This window comes from Janthinobacterium sp. (genome assembly GCF_009923995.1).
GTDB lineage: Bacteria > Pseudomonadota > Gammaproteobacteria > Burkholderiales > Burkholderiaceae_D > Janthinobacterium.
Genome location: NZ_RFSK01000085.1, coordinates 1 through 17,942 on the forward strand (window position 1 = coordinate 1; position 17,942 = coordinate 17,942).

Annotated in this window: 15 protein-coding genes; 6 read left to right on the top strand and 9 right to left on the bottom strand. The window is 63.2% G+C overall.

What is annotated here, in order from left to right; all coding sequences use genetic code 11:
• On the top strand, window positions 1-1,417 hold a 1,417-nt coding region (locus EBS11_RS25945; RefSeq protein ID WP_290607995.1), incomplete at its 5' end, for a PLP-dependent aminotransferase family protein.
• 9 nt (window positions 1,418-1,426) lie between these two features.
• Here EBS11_RS25945 and EBS11_RS25950 read toward each other — a convergent pair.
• The 8 genes from EBS11_RS25950 to EBS11_RS25985 all read right to left on the bottom strand — a co-directional run bounded on the left by EBS11_RS25950 (window position 1,427) and on the right by EBS11_RS25985 (window position 10,383).
• Window positions 1,427-2,206, bottom strand: a complete 780-nt coding sequence (locus EBS11_RS25950; protein WP_290607997.1) for a spermidine synthase — start codon at window positions 2,204-2,206, stop codon at window positions 1,427-1,429.
• Window positions 2,207-2,264: 58 nt separating this feature from the next.
• Entirely contained in the window at window positions 2,265-2,789 is a 525-nt protein-coding gene (locus tag EBS11_RS25955; protein ID WP_290607999.1) for an FxDxF family PEP-CTERM protein, read from the bottom strand.
• A 224-nt stretch (window positions 2,790-3,013) separates the two neighbouring features.
• Complete coding sequence (locus tag EBS11_RS25960) at window positions 3,014-4,381, bottom strand: ATP-binding protein (protein WP_290608000.1); 1,368 nt, start codon at window positions 4,379-4,381, stop codon at window positions 3,014-3,016.
• Window positions 4,381-5,727: a sigma-54 dependent transcriptional regulator gene (locus EBS11_RS25965; RefSeq protein WP_290608001.1), complete on the bottom strand. Its 1,347-nt coding sequence runs from the start codon at window positions 5,725-5,727 to the stop codon at window positions 4,381-4,383. The genes EBS11_RS25960 and EBS11_RS25965 overlap by 1 nt, the downstream gene beginning before the upstream one ends.
• Window positions 5,728-5,773: 46 nt before the next feature.
• Window positions 5,774-7,009 carry an FtsX-like permease family protein gene (locus EBS11_RS25970; RefSeq protein WP_290608002.1) on the bottom strand — a complete coding sequence of 412 codons (1,236 nt, stop codon included), beginning with the start codon at window positions 7,007-7,009 and terminating at the stop codon, window positions 5,774-5,776.
• A gap of 30 nt (window positions 7,010-7,039) precedes the next feature.
• Window positions 7,040-8,350: an ABC transporter permease gene (locus EBS11_RS25975; protein ID WP_290608003.1), complete on the bottom strand. Its 1,311-nt coding sequence runs from the start codon at window positions 8,348-8,350 to the stop codon at window positions 7,040-7,042.
• Window positions 8,351-8,360: 10 nt separating this feature from the next.
• Window positions 8,361-9,089: an ABC transporter ATP-binding protein gene (locus tag EBS11_RS25980; RefSeq protein ID WP_290608004.1), complete on the bottom strand. Its 729-nt coding sequence runs from the start codon at window positions 9,087-9,089 to the stop codon at window positions 8,361-8,363.
• Between the two features lie 28 nt (window positions 9,090-9,117).
• On the bottom strand, window positions 9,118-10,383 hold the full coding sequence (locus EBS11_RS25985; RefSeq protein WP_365956233.1) for an efflux RND transporter periplasmic adaptor subunit: 1,266 nt from the start codon (window positions 10,381-10,383) through the stop codon (window positions 9,118-9,120).
• A gap of 243 nt (window positions 10,384-10,626) precedes the next feature.
• Between EBS11_RS25985 and EBS11_RS25990 the strand changes: the two genes are divergently transcribed.
• Window positions 10,627-12,213, top strand: coding sequence for a DNA mismatch repair protein MutS (locus EBS11_RS25990; RefSeq protein ID WP_290608006.1), 1,587 nt, complete (start codon window positions 10,627-10,629; stop codon window positions 12,211-12,213).
• Here the strand turns inward: EBS11_RS25990 and EBS11_RS25995 are convergent, their stop codons facing one another.
• Entirely contained in the window at window positions 12,214-14,139 is a 1,926-nt protein-coding gene (locus EBS11_RS25995; RefSeq protein WP_290608007.1) for a phosphoethanolamine transferase, read from the bottom strand.
• A 414-nt stretch (window positions 14,140-14,553) separates the two neighbouring features.
• Here EBS11_RS25995 and rpsL point away from each other — a divergent pair, with 414 nt between their 5' ends.
• The 4 genes from rpsL to EBS11_RS26015 all read left to right on the top strand — a co-directional run.
• Window positions 14,554-14,937, top strand: coding sequence for a 30S ribosomal protein S12 (rpsL, locus tag EBS11_RS26000; protein ID WP_010394376.1), 384 nt, complete (start codon window positions 14,554-14,556; stop codon window positions 14,935-14,937).
• Between the two features lie 152 nt (window positions 14,938-15,089).
• Entirely contained in the window at window positions 15,090-15,560 is a 471-nt protein-coding gene (rpsG, locus tag EBS11_RS26005; RefSeq protein ID WP_010394377.1) for a 30S ribosomal protein S7, read from the top strand.
• 108 nt (window positions 15,561-15,668) lie between these two features.
• The gene (fusA, locus tag EBS11_RS26010) at window positions 15,669-17,774 is read left to right on the top strand and encodes an elongation factor G (protein WP_131378985.1); all 2,106 of its coding nucleotides are present in this window, start codon (window positions 15,669-15,671) and stop codon (window positions 17,772-17,774) included.
• A 72-nt stretch (window positions 17,775-17,846) separates the two neighbouring features.
• A partial coding sequence (locus tag EBS11_RS26015; RefSeq protein WP_033470817.1) for a GTP-binding protein occupies window positions 17,847-17,942 on the top strand: 96 nt, incomplete at its 3' end.

Below are 17,942 nucleotides of genomic sequence, written 5' to 3' on the forward strand. Positions count from 1 at the left end.
GCCGCGCCAGCGCGTGCTGCATGAATGCCTGCGCGCGGCCATCCGTAGCGGCCAGCTGGCGCCCGGTACGCGGCTGGCCGCCACGCGCGTGCTGGCCGCCGAACTGGGGCTGGCGCGCAATACGGTGCTGTACGCCTACGAGCAGCTGGCCAGCGAAGGTTTTGTCTTGCCGGACCGGCGCGGCACCGTCGTCGCCGGCAGCACCGGCACGCCCGTGGCATTGCCGGCGAGCGGCGGCCAGGATGGCTTGTCGCGCCGCGCCCGGCATTTGCGTGGCCTGGCGGGGCAGGATGTGAATGCGGCGCTGGTGTATCCGGCCGACGCGATGGGGGCGTTCGCCCCTGGCGTGCCGGCGCTGGACGAGTTTCCCCTGGCGCTGTGGCGGCGCATGCTGGACCGGGCGTGGCGTGCGCTGACGCCGCGTCAGCTCAATTACGGCGATCCGGCCGGCGAGCCGCAACTGCGCTTGGCCATTGCCGACCATCTGCGCGCCGCGCGTGGCGTCGTGTGCGATGCGGCTCAGGTGTTCATCACGGATGGCACGCAGAGCAGCCTTGATGTGTGCCTGCGCGCCTTTGCCGACCAGGGCGAGACCTTGTGGATCGAGCATCCCGGTTATGGCGGCGCGCTGGCGGCCGGCCGTGGCGCCGGCTTGCAGGTGACCGGCATTGCCGTCGATATGGATGGCATCGCCCCGACGGACGAGGACTGGAGCGCGATGCCGCCGCGCCTGATCTACACCACGCCGTCGCACCAGTATCCGACGGGCAGCGTGCTCAGTCCCGCGCGCCGCATGGCGCTGCTGGAACGCGCCCGCGCGGCAGGTGCGCTGATCATCGAGGACGATTACGACAGCGAGTTTCGCCACGGCGGCCCGCCCCTGGCAGCCATGCAGGGGCTGGTGGCCGACGCGCCCGTCGTGTATCTGGGCACGTTCAGCAAGACCATGTTTCCCGCCTTGCGCATCGCCTTCATCGTCGTGCCGGCAGCGCTGGCAGGGGCCTTCGCGCAGATGCAGGCGCAGGGCGCTGCGCGGGGACGGGTGGCGGAGCAGCTGGCGCTGGCCGAGTTCCTGCGCAGCGGCCTGTTTGCGCGCCATGTGCGGCGCATGCGCCGGCTGTACCGCCAGCGCCGCGATGCCTTGGGCGAGGCATTGCAGCGCCATGCCTGTGCCGGCGCGTCCATCCATGGCGGCTCGGCCGGCATGCACCTGGCGCTGCGTTTTCACGATGCCAGCCGGGATGACCTGGCGTTGAGCCGCCGCGCCGCGCAGGAGGGCATCGTGGCACTGGCGTTGTCCGCCCACGGGACCGACGAGCGCGCAGGCTGGAACGGTTTCTTGCTCGGTTACGCGCAGGTGAAGGCCGAGAACATGGATGGACTGGCGCGCCGCCTTGGCGCGCTGCTGCCGGCGTGAGGCTTGGCCTTATTGCTGGTCCAGCATCCACTGCTTCAAGCCGTTGACCCAGTTCTTGGCGGGCAGGTTGAACTGTTTCTTGATGGCGGCGGCACGCTCGTATAGCTCGCTGAAATCGAGCGATGGCGATTTTTTGAAGGCTAGCACGACGATGTTTTCGTCTTCCATTTCCGGCACCCAGACGACGGCGTCGAAGACCAGCTCCATCGCCTGCAGGTTCTTGTCGTAGTTGGGAAAGTCGCCGAAGACGTTCGTGCACATGATGCCGTCGTCCGTCAGGCAGTCGAAGCAGGCCTGGTAGAACTCGGGCGTGTCGAGCACGGGGCCGCGCGCCTCCTCGTCGTACAGGTCCACCTGCAGCACGTCGACCTTGCCGTGGTTGGCCGTGTCGAGCACGAAGTCGAGTGCATTCGTTTCGCGCACGTCGAGGCGCGCGTCGTTCGGCGGCAGGGCAAACTGGGCGCCGCAGATGGCGATTACATTCGGATTGAGCTCGATGGCCGTGACCTGGGCGTCGGGGAAGCGGCGGTAGCTGAATTTGGTCAGCGCGGCGCTGCCCAGGCCCAGCTGCACGATGCGTTGGGGTTGTGTCTTGAAGAGCATCCACATCATCATCATCTGCACGTATTCGAGCTCGATGGCATCGGGCTTGTCCAGGCGCATGGCACCCTGCACCCACTTGGTACCCAGGTGCAGGTAGCGGATGCCGCGATGTTCGGTGATGGTGGCCGGCGGATGGCCAGGATGGCTGAAGGCGGTGTTGCTGGTGGAAGTAAAATCGGTCGTCATGGCACCAGTGTAGCAGCCGCATGAAAAAAGACGCCGCAGCGTCTTTTGGGGGGAGCGCTCAAGATTGCTTGCGGCGCCGGGCCAGGAAGCCCAGGATGCCCAGGCCGGCCAGCAGCATGCCATAGGTTTCCGGTTCCGGGACGGGTGCCAGGTTCAGGTTGAAGGTTCCGCCATAGCTGCCGCCATGGCTGTTGCCGATGACGGTCAGCGTTAGCGGGCCGTTGAACAGCAGGCTGGTCTGCGCCAGCACCTGGCCCTGGGCATAACCGAACACGGTGGGGCCGCCAAAGCCCGTCAGGGCGATACCGTTCAGGTTGGCGCTGGTGAAGTTGATGGCAGATGCATCGCTGCCCGTCACCGACAGGTTGGCCAGGAAGGCTTGCGCTGTCGAACCGAAGGTGGCATCCGGAGTGAAGTGGAAAATATCCGTGAAGGCTCCGAGCGGGCTGGGCGTGACGTTGAAGCCGCTTGTCCACAGGTTGCCCGTGGTATTGGTCAGGTTGATGGTGTACGACGCGGCATACGCGCTGCCGATGGATGCAGCACCCAGTACCGCTGCTGCGATGAGTGATTTCAGTTTCATATTTATCCCCGCGAAAAAACGATTAATGTGTCAAAAAACCGTACCGCGTAGATAAATTATCGCCAAGAGAATTCATTGTCAATGAGCTATTTTTATATCATTATGCAAACTTAAATAGCTTATTTCTAACATACGGGCATACGCCGCATGAAGTTGCAAAATTAAAAACACAAATTGTTGATATTGCACAATAAATAGTTGCGGATTATGTGATCTAAAAATCGTTACACCGGGATCTCATTTCTGTCCGGCAAGGGAAGGATGAGGGTCACTGTCAGGCCGCCGCCCTCGCGATTGGCCAGGGTGATGCGCCCGCCATGCGCTTCGGCAATTTCGCGTGCCAGGGCCAGGCCCAGTCCCGTTCCGCTGCGCTTGGTCGAGTAGAACGGGACGAGCGCATTTTCCAGCACCGCACCGTTCATGCCGGGTCCGCGGTCGCGCACCTCGATGCGCAGCTGCCCCTGCGCCAGGCTTACGTGCATGCTGATCTGCTGGAGTTTGGAGCCGGACTCCTGCGCATTCTTGAGCAGGTTCAGCAGCGCCTGCTGCAATTGCGCCGCATCGAACACGGCCGCCTGCGCCGGCGGCGGGGCATCGAGCGTGAAGGTCGCTTGCGAGGCCAGGCTGTCGAGGAATGGCTGCCATTCGTAAGCGGCCAGGCGCGGTGCGGGCAGCTTGGCAAAGCGCGCGTAACCGAGAATGAAGCTTTCCAGGTGGCGCGTGCGTTCCTCGATCGTGGCGAGAATCTGCGGCAGGCGTTCGGTTTGTCCGCGGCGTACCAGCTCGGCCCCGGAGTGGGCCAGCGAGGCCAGCGGCGCGAGCGAGTTGTTCAGCTCATGGCTGATGACGCGGATGACTTTTTTCCAGGTCTGCACTTCCTGGCGCCGCAGTTCCAGGGTCAGCTGGCGCAGCAGCAGCAATTCATGCTTGCGGCCGTTCAGGCTGAAGCTGCGCCGCGCCAGGTGGTACACCTCTTCCTGTTCGCCGTCGCCGCTCGTAAACAGGCCGTCGCTGGGACGCGCCAGCGCCTCCGCCAGGGCCGGTGCAGCCTGCTGCACGATGTCGGCCAGGCGCTGTCCTTCCAGGCGCCGTCCCTGGTGCAGCAACTGGCGCGCAGCCAGGTTGGCGTAGACGATGGCGCTGCCTTCGGCCACCAGCAGCATGGCCACCGGCGTGTTCTGCACCATGGTGTCAAGCAGCAGCTCGCGCTGCACCAGGTCCAGGCGCTGCTTGCGCAGCACGTCGCCGAGGGCATTGTGGGTCGCCACCAGGTCGGCCAGTTCATCGTTCTGCGGCCAGCGCAGGCTGAAGGCGAAGTCGCCGTCCTGGTAGCTGGCGACCGTGCCGCTCAAGGCGCGGAACAGCGACAGCATCGCCTGCAATTGCGCGCGGATGGTGATGACGGCAATCGGCAGGATGCACAGCAACGACAGCCCCAGCACCAGCCACGGCTGGCCGGGCAGGAAGTGCGCGAGCAGCAGGGCGATGCCCATGCCCAGTACCAGCAGGGTGACGATGAGCGCCGTCCAGCGCGTCAGCAACGAAAGGCGCAGGCCTGTCGGGCGTATCGGCGTGTGCTCGACGGGCGGCATCAGGCGCGCGCGATGCCCAGGCGCTCCATGCGCCGGTACAGTGCCTGGCGCGACAGCCCCAGTTCCTGCGCCGCCTGCGCCACGACGCCATGCGCGCGGGCCAGCGCGGCCACGACGCTGTCGCGGTCCGGTTCCGTGGCTGCCGTATCCTGCGCGGCGCGCTGCACGGCCGCCAGCGGCAAGCCCAGGTCCTGCGCCTGGATCAGGGGACCGGCCGCCAGCAGGCTGGCGCGCTGCATGACGTTTTTCAGTTCGCGCACATTGCCGGGCCAGCCATGCGCCAGCAGGCTGGCCTGCGCCTGCGCATCGAGGCTCTTGTCCGACCCGAGGAAATGCCGCGCCAGCACGAGGATGTCGGCCGGACGCTGGGCCAGTGGCGGCAGGCGCAGCTCGATGACGTTCAGGCGGTAGAACAGATCTTCGCGGAAGGTGCCGGCGCGTATCATGGCCGGCAGGTCGGCATTGCTGGCGCTGATGACCCTGACCTTGACCTGGCGTTCGCGGTTTGATCCGAGGCGTTCGAAGCGGCCAGTTTCCAGCACGCGCAGCAGTTTCATCTGGCCGGCCAGCGGCAGGTTGCCTATCTCGTCGAGAAACAGGGTGCCGCCGTCGGCCGCATCGAACTTGCCGTCGCGCGCCCGCGTGGAACCCGTGTAGGCGCCCGCTTCTGCGCCAAACAGCTCGGCCTCGATCAGGTCCACCGGCACGGCGCCGCAGTTGAGCACCACGAAGGGGCCGTCGGCGACCTGGGAATTGGCTTGCACGATGGCGGCGATGCGCTCCTTGCCGCTGCCGTTCGGCCCCGAAATGAGCACGGGAACGTCGGCACGCGCCACCTGGCAGGCCAGGTGCACCACGCGCTCCGTGGCGGGGTCCTGCCACACCATGCCGCGCAAGTCGAAGTCGTGCTCGAGCGTATGGCGCTGGCGCTGCTCGGCCAGCACGCGCTGGCGCAGGGCCTGGCTGGCCTGTCCCAGCTCCAGCAGGTTTTGCACGCTGGCGATCAGGCGCCGGTCGTCCCATGGCTTGGCCAGGTAGTCGGCCGCGCCAGACTTGATCAGGTCGACGGCCGCATCGAGCTGGGTCCACGCCGTCAGCAGGATCACGGGCAGGTCGGGGTAGCGTGCGCGGATGGCGTGGAACAGCGCGCTACCTTCCTCGCCCGAGGTGGTGTCGGCCGTGAAGTTCATGTCCTGCACCACCAGGTCGATGGGATGGCGCGCCAGCAGCGCCAGGCCCTCTTCGGGCGAGGCGGCGCGCAGCGCATCGATCTCGTGCAGCGAGAACAGCACGTCGAGCGCGATGGCCACGGCGGCATTGTCGTCAATAATCAGTACGGTAGGCATGCGCGCAGCATAACATTGCCATGATGGCCAGGGTACGGAAAAATGGTCACGTGCTGCGCGTGGCGGTGGCCGGCGAAATGCTGGCCGCGCGCCAGGCCGGGCCATACACGGCGACCAGTCCCAGCAACCAGAACACGAGCGCGCCACCCAGCAGGTAGTGCAGGGGCAGGCGCGCCATTTCCAGCTGGCTCACCAGCAGGTGGTTCAGCGCCAGGGCCAGCACGACGCCGGCGGCCACGCCCGCGCTGGTGATCATGAAATTCTCCGTCAGGAAGTAGCGCAGGATGTCGACGCGCCGTGCGCCCAGGGCGCGGCGCACGCCGATCTGCTTGCGCCGCTGCGTCACCCACAGGCTGGCGATGCCGACGATGCCGCTGGCCGTGACCAGCAGCAGCAGGGCCGAGACGGTGATCAGCATCCACGACAGGGCGCGGTCGGCGCGGTAGCGCGTGTCGCGGTCGTCATCCAGGCTGCGGATGCGCACGATCAGCTTGTCCGGCGTGGCCGCGCGGATGGCTTGCTCGGCTTCCTTCATCACGCGATCGCGCTGGCCGGCTTCCGTGCGGATGGTCAGCAGGGTATCGCCGTCGCCCGTCAGGCGCACGGGAAAGATCACGGAATACTCGCCCTGCTCGCCCACTTCCGCGCCCTGGGTCTGCAGCCGGTCGATGACGCCGACTACCTGCAATTGCTGGGCATTCTCGCCCGTGCCCAGGAACAGGGGCATGCCCAGTGCGCTGCCGCCCTCTGGGTGGATTTTTTCAGCCATGGCCCGCGTGATGATGACTTGCGGCGGGAATACCTCCGTCACGTTCTGGTCGATTTCGGTGATTTCGGCGGGCGTGAAGTCGCGCCCTTCCACCAGTTGCAGGCCCCACGTCTTGATCAGCGAGTCGGGCGTGATGTACACGGCGGCGATGGCGGAGCTGTTTTCCTGCTTGCGGCTGGCGGCGAAGCCGCTGTTGCTGCCGCTGCGCGACAGGGGAACCTGGCTGACCTGCGCCACGGAGACGACGCCGGGTACGGCGCGCGCGGCAGCGGCCAGGCGTTTTTGCAAGGCCAGTTCTTCATTGTGGCCCAGCGGACGCAGGTTGCGCGCCAGCAGGTGGAACACTTCGCTCTCGGCCGCCACGCCGCTGGGGCGTGCCGCCACTTCCTGGCGTACGTTGACGATATGCAGGGCATTGGCCAGGATGGCCAGGCTCAAGGCTACCTGCACGGCGACCAGGATGGCGCCGGTTTTGCTGCGCATCAGTGCAGACAGGATGGGTCGGATTTCCATGGTGGTCCTATTCGTGTGCGGTGGCGGCGGTCATTGGGATTTGAGCTGGATGGCTGGCGTCACCTGGCAGGCGCGCCAGGTCGGCAGCAGGCCGGCCAGGATGGCGGCGGCGACCGAGAGGACGAAGGTCATGGCCAGCATCACCCAGTCCATGTGCGCGGCGACGGTCAGCTGCTTGGACTGCATGCCGATCAGGGCCAGGGCGCCGAAGGACAGCAGCAGGCCGAGCACGCCGCCGGCCAGGCCGATGACGGTCGTCTCGATGAGGAACTGGCGGAAGATGTCGCTGCGCGATGCTCCCAGCGCGCGGCGGATGCCCACTTCGGAAGCGCGCACGGAAAACTTCGCCAGCAGCAGGCCGATGGTATTGACCAGGCACAGGGCCAGGAAACCGAACGCCAGCCAGGCCGACAGCTTGTTGTCGTTGCCGACCACGCGCAGGTGGACCAGCCATTCATCAATGCTGAACAGGCGGTTCGGTGCGGCGCGTTTCAGGCGGCCCAGTTTGCGCTGTTCCTGCGCATAGCTGTCGAGGTAGTTCTGCAGCTCGGCGCGCTGGCCATCGCTGGCCATCTCGAACCAGAACTGCATCCACGTGCATTCCGAGTCGAGCGTGCCCTGGAATCCCGGTTCGCGGTTGCCGCTGCAGCTCATGCTGCCGTTGTGTCCCGTCTGGTGACGGATCGCGCTGGTGAACGGGATGAAGTAGCTGTCTTCGCTGCCGAAGGCGCCGCTGCCGATGATGCGGTGGATGCGTGGCACGGGGTCCCATTTGTCGAGCACGCCCGTGATCTGGAACTGGAAGCCCATCAGTGTCATGCGCTGGCCGACCGGGTTGCTGTCGCCATACAGTTTTTCCGCCAGCTTGCGCGACAGGACGATGACGTCGGCGCCGGCCGCATCGTCGGCGGCGCTCCATGGCTGGCCATACAGGAAGGGCGTCTCGAACATGGGGAAGAAATCGCGGTAGGCGGCCAGTCCCTGCGAGCTGAAGGCGCCGATGTCCTTGCGCGCCGGCTCGATGGCACCGCCCACGCCGTACATGACGCTGCGGCGCTCGCCGATCTTGCTGTTCTGGAAGTTGACGGCGTCGCGGTAGCTGAGCTGCTTGTCGCCCGATTCGTTGCCCGGGGTGTAGCCGGAGAGGGAGCCATTGTCCACCAGCGGCACGAACATGCGTCCGTTCTTGTGCGGCAGGGGATTGCCCGACATGACGTGCAGGATGGTGAGCGTGGAAATGCTGGCGGCCACGCCTATGGCCAGGGTCAGCACCATCAGCGCCGTCAGGGCGGGATTGCGGCGCAGGCTGCGCAGGCCAAGCAGGAAGTAGTACTGGAACATGCGTCTATCCTCAGGCAGTGGCGGCGTTGCTGCCGGCTTTGGCCGGGCTGCTGGCCAGCGTCGGTCCCTTGTGCACCAGGTCCGACACCTGGCCGTCGATGATGTGTACGTTACGCTGGCTGCGCAGCGCCAGTTCGGGATCATGCGTGACCATCAGGATGGTGGTGCCTTGCGCGTTGATGTCTTCCAGCAGTTCCATCACGCCGCGCGCCATCTGCGTATCGAGGTTACCCGTCGGTTCATCGGCCAGCAGCAGCTTGGGCGAGCCGGCCAGCGCGCGCGCGATCGCCACGCGCTGCTGCTGGCCGCCCGACAGTTCGGCCGGATAGTGCTTCATGCGCGAGGCCAGTCCCACCTTGGCCAGTGCATCCTCGATGCGTTCGCGCCGCTCGGCGCTGTTGTAGCCCCGGTAGCGCAGGGGCACGTCGACATTGTCGAACAGCGACAGGTCGGGGATCAGGTTGAATCCCTGGAAGATGAAGCCGAGTTTTTCATTGCGCAGGCGCGAGCGGGCATTGTCGTTCATGCCTTTTACGTTGACGCCGTCGAGGATGTATTCGCCATCGGTGAATTCCTCCAGCAGGCCGGCGATGTTCAGGAAGCTCGTCTTGCCGGAGCCGGACGGCCCCGTGACGGTGACGAATTCCCCCTGCTTGACGTGGATCTCAAAACCGCGCAGCGCGTGCGTTTCGATCATGTGGGTGCGATAGACTTTGTTCAGGTTTTGCATGCGCAGCATGGCGAGTCTCCGGGTAGATGGGAATGGATTAATTGAGCGAGACGCGGGCGGCGTTCTCGAAGGCTTCCGTGCCGGCGACGACGACCTTGTCGCCTTGCTTCAGGCCGCCGAGGATTTCCACGGCCGAGACGCTGGTGGCGCCCATCCTGATGGGCGTGCGGATGGCCACGCCGTCGCGCACGACGTAGGCGAAGCGGCCGCCTTCGGCCTCGACGAAGGGGCCGCGCGCCAGCATCAGCACGTTCGGCTTTTCATCGATCAGCAGGCGCGCCGTGACGCGCTGGTTCTGCCGCAGGCCGGCCGGCTGTTCACCGTTGAAGCGCACGCGCGCCAGCACCTGGTTCTTCACCACTTCAGGCGACAGGGCCGAAAGTTTGCCCGTTGCCTTGACGGCGCCCGTCTCGATTTCCGCGCCCATGCCCAGGCCAATGTCGGCCACGTACGTTTCCGGCACTTCCAGCTCCACTTCCAGTTGCGACAGGTCGACCAGCGTCATCAGCGCCGTATTGGCTTGCACCACGCTGCGGTTGGCTACCGACAGGGTGCCGATGAAGCCGTTGACGGGCGCGCGCACGGTCAGCTCGTCGACGCGGCGCTGGGCGTTGTCGCGGCTCAGGCGCTGGCGTTCCAGTTCATTGACCTTGGTCTTCAGCGCCAGGGTCACGTCCTCGCTTTCCAGGCCCGCCGCCTGCGAAGCGTGCTTGCTGCGGATCTCGGCGGAATTCAAGGCATCCTTCGCCTTCTGGTAATCGATCTTGGCGATGATGCCCACCTGCGCCACGCTTTCATAGCGCTCCAGCGTGCGTTGCGCGGACAGGCGATCGATCTCCGCCGTATCGGCTTCGCGCCGCGCCAGCAGCTTCTGCTTCTTGGCCAGGATCTGCTGGCGCGCCACTTCCGCCTCCAGCTGCTGCACGCTCGATTGTTCGCGCTTCAGCGCATCGGACAGGTCGGGCGATTCCAGCACGGCGAGAATGTCGCCCTTCTTGACCGTGTCGCCCGCCTTGGCTTTCAAGGTCACGGTGGCGACCGTGGTCGAGTACAAGGTGGGGCTGATGGCCGCCACCACGCGGCCATTCACGGCGGCATCGCGGATCAGCGTACCGCGCGTGACCTCGGCGATGCGCAGGCGGCTGGCATTGACGGAATGTTCGCTGTTGCGCCAGCCGGCAAACACGGCGACGGCACCGCCGATGACGATGACGGCGCCCGCCAGCAGCAGGGCGCGTTTCTTGTGGCGCTGGCCCGCCGGGGCGGACAGCACGGCGTCTTGGGAGGAAGTATCGCGGATCATGGTGGACGTTTCGTGGACAATGCGATTCTCCATGCATATTCCATGCCAGTCTTAAGTCGTTGAATTGACAAGGAAAACATAAAAGTGTCCGGCTGTCCGCCGTGTCCGCGCTGTCCAGCGGGTGTCCGCGCGGGGCACAGCGGGACAATGTGGGGGACTGGATCTTGATAAAGTAGCAATCGACCTGATCTGTGCCCTGGCAGTGATGGCGCGTGGCGCCATGCTCGCCCCCTCCTGTGGAGCATGATGACGCCTTCGCCTTCCCTGTTTTCCTCCCTGCGCCGCTGGCTGCGCCAGTTTGCCAGCCTGCCCGAGCCGGCGGAGTTCGATTATCCGTTTGCCCGCAGCGACATCGCCATGCTGCAGCGGGTTGAAGATGGCCCGGCGCAGCTCGACGAGCAGACGTGGGATGAAATGCTGCTCGACGGCTACCATGCGCAACTGGCTACGCAGGCCAGCATTCTTGGCCAGCAGCGCCTGCATCAGCGTCTGGCGAGCGGTACGGCGGATGCCGCCTCGCGCGCGCGCATCGCGGCCCTGCTGGCCGCGCCGGCACAGCAGGCGGCGCTCGAGCAAGCCATGCTGCCGCTGCGTACGGCCGACATGGAAGTGGCGGCCTTGCTGTGTGGCGCAGCGCCGCCGGCACCGCCGTGGTGGAGCCGCTGGCTGCTGTTGCCCACGCTGGCGCTGCTGGTGTCGCTGCTGGCCGCGTGGCTGGTGGCGCCGCTGGCATGGGGCATCGTCGTCCCCGTCTGGCTTTGCCTCATGGCGCTGCAGATGCGTTTTCATGAGCGCTGCAAGCCCTGGGAGCGCAGCGTGTTTACCTTGCAGCGTATCCTGCTGGTGCATGGCCGCCTGGCCGCGCTCGATTCGCCTTTCACGGCGGCGCTGCGCGAAGGCGCCCGGGCCGCGGGCGTGATCAACCGCCAGATCACACCGCTGCGCTGGATCAAGATGATTCCGCTGCTGAGCGAATATGACGACTGGCTCATGCTGGGCAATGTCCGCCGCTACTTTCACAGCCTGCGCGTGGTGCGGCGCGAGCGCGCCTTCCTGCGCCGGAGCTTCCTGCTGTTGGCCGACCTGGAGGCTGACCTGGCCCTGGCGCGCCATCTGCGCGGCCGCGCGCAGTTCTGCTGGGCGCAGGAAGCCGGCGGGCGGCAATTGTCGCTCGACGCCATGGTGCATCCGCTGCTCGATGGCGCCGTACCGCTAGCGTTGCGGCTCGATGGCCGCGGCGCCTTCATCTCGGGGCAGAATGCCATCGGCAAGAGCACCTTGCTGCGCGGCGTGGGCCTCAATCTGGTCAGCGCGCGCGCCTTCGGCTTTTGCTACGCGCAGGCGGCGTGCGTGCCGCAGCTGCCGCTGTACTCGAGCATGCAGAATGAGGATTCGCTCGACGGCGGCGAAAGTTTATATATCGCCGAATTGCGGCGCGCGCGCGAACTGCTGGCGCTGGCCGAGGGCGGCGCACCGGCGCTGTTCCTGATCGACGAGATTTTCCGCGGCACGAACCACCTCGAGTCGGTAGCCGCGGCCGCTGCCGTGCTGCATACCCTGGCGGCGCAGCACCTGGTGATCGTCTCGTCGCACAACCTGGTGCTGGGACCGTTGCTGGAAGACTGCCTGGCGCCCTGGTGCGTGCGCCGCGACGCGCACGGGGTACTGCTGCTGGCGCCCGGCGTGCTGCAGGCCACGAACGGCATCGCCCTGCTGGCGCAGCGGGGCTTCGGCAGCGCCATCGAGGCGAAGGCGGGCCAGGTCTTCGACTGGCTCAGCACGCACATGGCGCAGCCGGCCGATTGCGCGGGCGTGCTGGCCGGCGACTGACTATTTGTCCTGTTTTTCCGGCGTGCTCTTGTCGATCACTTCGCGGCAGTCGCCGCGGATGATGGCGTTGTCGTAGTTGGTCCAGCCGTAGCTGTCGACGTAGCGCTTGTGCTGCTTGAAGCGGGGGCTGGCGATGCTCCATTCGGGCTGTTCGCCGGCGAAGCGGATGTCACCCAGGTCGAGCAGGGTGTGGAACATGTTTTCCGTCGACAGGCGTGCTTTCCGGTGGCGCTGCAGTTGCGTCACCTTGTCCGGATAGTGCTGCTGGAACTGCGGCGAGTACCAGACGAAGGCGGGCACGTGGAACTCGAACTGCGTGTTATGGCCGTGGAAGGCCAGGCGGCAGGTGCCGTCGTACAGGGTCTGGCCGTGGTCGGCCACGTAGACGAGCGAGCTGCGCAGGGCGGTGCGCTGGCCATCGTCCTTCAGGATGCCGATCACGTTCGACAGGAACCAGTCCGTGTACAGGATGGAGCTGTCATAGCTGTTGTTCAGCTGCGGCTTGATGGCCGTGTCCGTGTAGACGGGCTTGTCGACGCCGAACAGCGATGGCTGCCACTTGTCGAACGATTTCGGATAGCGCTGGCTGTAGTTCCAGTGGCTGCCCAGGGTATGCAGCACGATGAGTTTTTTCGGCGCCGGATCGGCCAGCGCATTCTTGAGCGGGTCGAACAGGATCTGGTCGAAGTTCGAGTTGTTGGTAAAGCCGCCCAGGTTCAGGAACTGCACCACGTCCGCCTCCTTGGCGAAGACGGAAACGGGCGTGTCGAACTGGCCGAACGAGATCTGGTTCGACAGCCAGTACGTCTTGAAGCCTGCTTCCTTGTAGGCCGTGAGGAAGGATTTTTCCGAAAAGCCGTCCTTCAGGCTTTGCGTGGCCGGCTTGCGCGAGATGATGACGGGTACCGACAGGCGCGTGGCGGAAACGGCCGTGATGACATCGGCCAGCGGCACCAGGTTGCTTTCCTGCTTCAGCAGGGGATTGGTGTCGCGTTCGTAGCCGTTCAGGCTCCAGCGGTCGTAGCGCGACGATTCGCCGATCACCATCACCACCACTTCCGGCTGGGTGTCGGGATTCTGCTGGTGCGCGCCGAACCGGAAGCTGCTGCTTTTCTGGCCCAGTTCGGCCAGGTACTTGCGTTCCTTGTAAAAATCGAGGCCGCGCGCCATCAGGCCGAAGGGCCAGGAGTTGCTGATGGTGTCGAAGGTGTAGGGCAGGCGCGCCCAGTGGGGCAGGCTGGGCCAGCCCAGGCCCGTCTCGTCGGCGCCGGCGATGCTGGCGTTTTCCGGCTTGCTGCTCTCGTCGTCTTCCTCTTCTGTCTCGTCGTCCGCGGAACTGGCATCGCCAAAGCCGGAGGCGCCGGCCTTGCCGCTGGCCGCCGGCTTGCTGGTCTTGGCGGAAGCGGCGGCGCTGTGCAGGACCTTGGCGTCGAAACCAAATTCATAGCCGTAGCCCCAGAAGGCGCCCAGCAGGAGCAGCAGTGCGAAGGCGGCCGGGCGCGTCCTGCCGCGCCAGTCGAGGTCGCGCGTGCGCGTGGCCGCATACCAGCTCAGCGCGCACCAGGCGACGACGCCCAGCATGACGGCCCCCATCAGCCATACCTTCTGGCCGAGAAATTCCATCGCCTCCTTGGGGCTGGTCTCCACGATGATGCCCAGGTGGTGCGTGGAAATGCCCTGTCCATAGAAGATGAACAGGTAGATTTCCGTCGGCAGGGCCAGGAAGGCGGGCACCAGCAGCCAGTGGAAATAGGCGGGACGCTTGAACACGCTCCAGACGGCCAGCCAGGCCAGCAGCTCGAAGGTAAGCATTTGCCAGGGGTGTTCGAGCGGGCGCCCCAGCAGCAACGGGATGAACGGCACGGCCGACAGCAAGGCATAGGTCAGGAGCAGAAACAGATGGGCGGGGCGAAGCAAGGGGCGCATAAAGGAAGGCGGCGAAAAATGTCCGCTATTATCAATCCTTTTGTCATCTTGCGGTCATACAAGAGCGCCCCCGGTGATGACTTGTGCGCAGGGAAAGAGTGCTCAATCAATAAGTGGATCGCTGACACGCGACCAGGAAAAATTAGCCAAAGTGCCACAAATTGGCGTGTTTTTTGCCTTTTTTTATAGCAAAAAGCCGTAAACTGATTGACCCCCTGTAACACAAGGTCTAAACTAGCGAGTTCTCGATTTTATTCTGCACATCGTTTACGTGTTACTTGGCATTTCTTGGCCGCTCCTTATCGAGTGGCTGCGGGCGCCTCCGGTGCGCAGCAGATAAAAGCGGGACGAGGTTTTAGTCGCCGGGCATCTTGCCCGGGTTATTAATCGTATTTTTTTGTTGGATTTATAACGATGCCAACCATCAATCAATTGATTCGCAATCCACGCGTCGCTTTGACCGTGAAGAGCAAATCGCCGGCGCTGGAAAACAGCCCGCAAAAGCGTGGCGTCTGCACACGTGTTTACACCACGACTCCAAAGAAGCCTAACTCGGCTCTGCGTAAAGTCGCTAAAGTTCGCCTGACCAATGGTTTCGAAGTCATTTCGTACATTGGCGGTGAAGGCCATAACCTGCAAGAGCATAGTGTTGTGCTGTTGCGCGGCGGCCGCGTCAAGGATTTGCCGGGTGTGCGTTACCACATGGTTCGCGGTGCCCTGGATACCCAAGGCGTTAAAGACCGTAAGCAATCGCGTTCGAAGTACGGTACCAAGCGCGCTAAAGCAGGCAAGAAGTAATAAGTTGTACGCAGCAAACCCAAGTTTCGCTCAGTGGCAACTAGCTAAGTGAATGTAGTCGACCGCATCTGGTCGAGTAAGTGGAAGACTATGATGGTCGTCCGCGAGTGTGCGAAGAACGCGCGCTCAACTGAAGATTGAAAGGAATTGATATGCCACGTCGTCGTGAAGTACCCAAGCGCGAAATTTTGCCAGATCCAAAATTCGGCAACACTGATGTCGCTAAATTTGTAAACGTGCTGATGCTGTCCGGTAAGAAATCGGTTGCAGAAAACATCATCTACGGTGCTTTCGAGCACATCGCAGCAAAATCGGGCAAAGATCCGCTCGAAGTTTTTGCTACCGCAATCAACAACGCCAAGCCGTTGGTTGAGGTGAAATCCCGTCGCGTCGGTGGTGCAAACTACCAGGTGCCGGTCGAAGTTCGCCCAGTCCGTCGTATGGCTCTGTCCATGCGTTGGTTGCGTGAAGCTGCTAACAAGCGCAGCGAAAAATCGATGCCACAACGCCTCGGCGGTGAGCTGATGGAAGCGGCTGAAAGCCGCGGCGGCGCGATGAAAAAACGCGACGAAGTCCATCGTATGGCTGAAGCGAACAAAGCGTTCTCGCATTTCCGCTTCTAATATAAAGCCAGCTACCGCAAGGCGGCTGTCAAGCATCTGTTGTTCGAGGCCGGGCTCATTTTTGCAAAAAAATGCTGCTCGGTTTTGTCCATTCATTTAGGATTAATTATGGCCCGCAAGACCCCCATTGAGCGCTATCGCAATATCGGTATCTCCGCTCACATCGATGCAGGTAAGACGACCACGACCGAGCGCGTCCTGTTCTACACCGGCGTGAACCACAAGCTGGGCGAAGTCCATGATGGCGCTGCCACCACCGACTGGATGGCGCAGGAGCAAGAGCGCGGCATCACGATTACCTCGGCTGCTGTTACGTGCTTCTGGAAAGGCATGGCTAACAACTTCCCAGCGCATCACATCAACATCATCGACACCCCGGGCCACGTTGACTTCACCATTGAAGTTGAACGCTCGATGCGCGTGCTGGATGGCGCCTGCATGGTTTACTGTGCAGTCGGCGGCGTGCAGCCACAATCGGAAACGGTATGGCGTCAGGCTAACAAATACAAAGTGCCACGTCTGGCCTTCGTGAACAAGATGGACCGTACCGGCGCCAACTTCTTCAAGGTCTACGATCAGATGCGTTCGCGCCTGAAAGCCAACCCGGTGCCTATCCAGATGCCGATCGGCGCTGAAGACGTCTTCACCGGTGTTATCGATCTGGTCAAGATGAAGGCCGTCATTTGGGACGACGCTTCGCAAGGCATGAAGTTCGAATACGAAGACATTCCTGCACACCTGGCCGCCGATGCTGCCAAGTGGCGCGAGAACATGGTTGAAGCCGCTGCTGAAGCGTCGGAAGACCTGATGAACAAGTACCTGGAAGAAGGCGACCTGTCGGAAGCCGAGATCAAGGCTGCTCTGCGTCAACGTACCATCGCCAGCGAAATCGTTCCAATGCTGTGCGGTACCGCCTTTAAAAACAAGGGCGTACAGGCCATGCTGGACGCGGTCATCGAGTACCTGCCATCGCCAATCGACATTCCGCCAGTACCTGGTCTGGATGAAGATGAGCAGCCTGTCGAGCGTAAAGCTGACGACAACGAGAAATTCTCGGCGCTGGCATTCAAGATCGCAACCGATCCGTTCGTGGGTCAGCTGTGCTTCATCCGTTGCTACTCGGGTACCCTGAATTCGGGCGACTCGGTGTTGAACTCCGTGAAGCAGAAGAAAGAGCGTATCGGCCGTATCGTGCAGATGCAAGCGAACGAACGCGAAGAAATCAAGGAAATGCGCGCTGGCGACATCGCCGCCGTTGTGGGTCTGAAAGACACCACCACTGGCGATACGCTTTGCGACGACAAGGCAAGCGTGGTTCTGGAGCGCATGGTCTTCCCTGAGCCAGTGATTTCGCAAGCGGTTGAGCCAAAAACCAAGGCCGACCAGGAAAAAATGGGCCTGGCGCTGAACCGCCTGGCAGCAGAAGATCCATCGTTCCGCGTGCGTACCGATGAAGAATCGGGCCAGACCATCATCGCCGGTATGGGCGAGTTGCATCTGGACATCATCGTTGACCGCATGAAGCGCGAATTCAACGTTGAAGCCACCGTCGGCAAGCCACAAGTGGCTTACCGCGAAACGATCCGTAAAGTGTGCGAAGAGTCGGAAGGCAAATTCGTCAAGCAATCGGGTGGTCGTGGTCAATACGGTCACGTGGTTCTGAAGATCGAACCGCAAGAACCGGGCAAGGGCTTCGAATTCGTTGACGCGATCAAGGGCGGTACCGTTCCTCGCGAATACATCCCTGCAGTTGAAAAAGGTGTGCGCGACACGCTGACTTCGGGCGTGATGGCTGGCTACCCAGTCGTTGACGTGAAAGTCACGCTGTTCTTCGGTTCGTACCATGATGTTGACTCGAACGAAAATGCATTCCGCATGGCCGCTTCGATGGCATTCAAAGATGGCTGCCGCAAAGCATCGCCAGTCATCCTGGAGCCGATGATGGCCGTGGAAGTGGAAACGCCGGAAGACTACGCCGGTACCGTGATGGGCGATCTGTCGTCGCGTCGCGGTATGGTGCAAGGCATGGACGAAATTGCTGGCGGTGGCGGCAAGATCATCAAGGCCGAAGTACCTCTGTCGGAAATGTTCGGCTACGCTACGTCGTTGCGTTCGTCGACCCAAGGTCGTGCGACTTACACGATGGAATTCAAGCACTATGCTGAAGCACCTAAGCATGTGACTGAAGCAATCGTAAGCTCGAAAGCTAAGTAATAGAAGTTCCGGGCCGGCTTTCACGAGAATGCCGGTCCCTACATTTAAATCATTGTTCTAAGGAAGAATAAAATGGCAAAAGGTAAATTCGAACGGACCAAGCCGCACGTCAACGTCGGCACCATCGGCCACGTCGACCACGGTAAAACCACGCTGACCGCTGCAATC

Excerpts from the sequence above, each read along its gene's own strand:
- EBS11_RS25950 (WP_290607997.1), bottom strand. The coding sequence starts at position 2,206 with ATGACGACCGATTTTACTTCCACCAGCAACACCGCCTTCAGCCATCCT.
- EBS11_RS25955 (WP_290607999.1), bottom strand. The coding sequence starts at position 2,789 with ATGAAACTGAAATCACTCATCGCAGCAGCGGTACTGGGTGCTGCATCC.
- EBS11_RS25960 (WP_290608000.1), bottom strand. The coding sequence starts at position 4,381 with ATGCCGCCCGTCGAGCACACGCCGATACGCCCGACAGGCCTGCGCCTT.
- EBS11_RS25965 (WP_290608001.1), bottom strand. The coding sequence starts at position 5,727 with ATGCCTACCGTACTGATTATTGACGACAATGCCGCCGTGGCCATCGCG.
- EBS11_RS25970 (WP_290608002.1), bottom strand. The coding sequence starts at position 7,009 with ATGGAAATCCGACCCATCCTGTCTGCACTGATGCGCAGCAAAACCGGC.
- EBS11_RS25975 (WP_290608003.1), bottom strand. The coding sequence starts at position 8,350 with ATGTTCCAGTACTACTTCCTGCTTGGCCTGCGCAGCCTGCGCCGCAAT.
- EBS11_RS25980 (WP_290608004.1), bottom strand. The coding sequence starts at position 9,089 with ATGCTGCGCATGCAAAACCTGAACAAAGTCTATCGCACCCACATGATC.
- EBS11_RS25985 (WP_365956233.1), bottom strand. The coding sequence starts at position 10,383 with ATGATCCGCGATACTTCCTCCCAAGACGCCGTGCTGTCCGCCCCGGCG.
- EBS11_RS25990 (WP_290608006.1), top strand. The coding sequence starts at position 10,627 with ATGATGACGCCTTCGCCTTCCCTGTTTTCCTCCCTGCGCCGCTGGCTG.
- EBS11_RS25995 (WP_290608007.1), bottom strand. The coding sequence starts at position 14,139 with ATGCGCCCCTTGCTTCGCCCCGCCCATCTGTTTCTGCTCCTGACCTAT.
- rpsL (WP_010394376.1), top strand. The coding sequence starts at position 14,554 with ATGCCAACCATCAATCAATTGATTCGCAATCCACGCGTCGCTTTGACC.
- rpsG (WP_010394377.1), top strand. The coding sequence starts at position 15,090 with ATGCCACGTCGTCGTGAAGTACCCAAGCGCGAAATTTTGCCAGATCCA.
- fusA (WP_131378985.1), top strand. The coding sequence starts at position 15,669 with ATGGCCCGCAAGACCCCCATTGAGCGCTATCGCAATATCGGTATCTCC.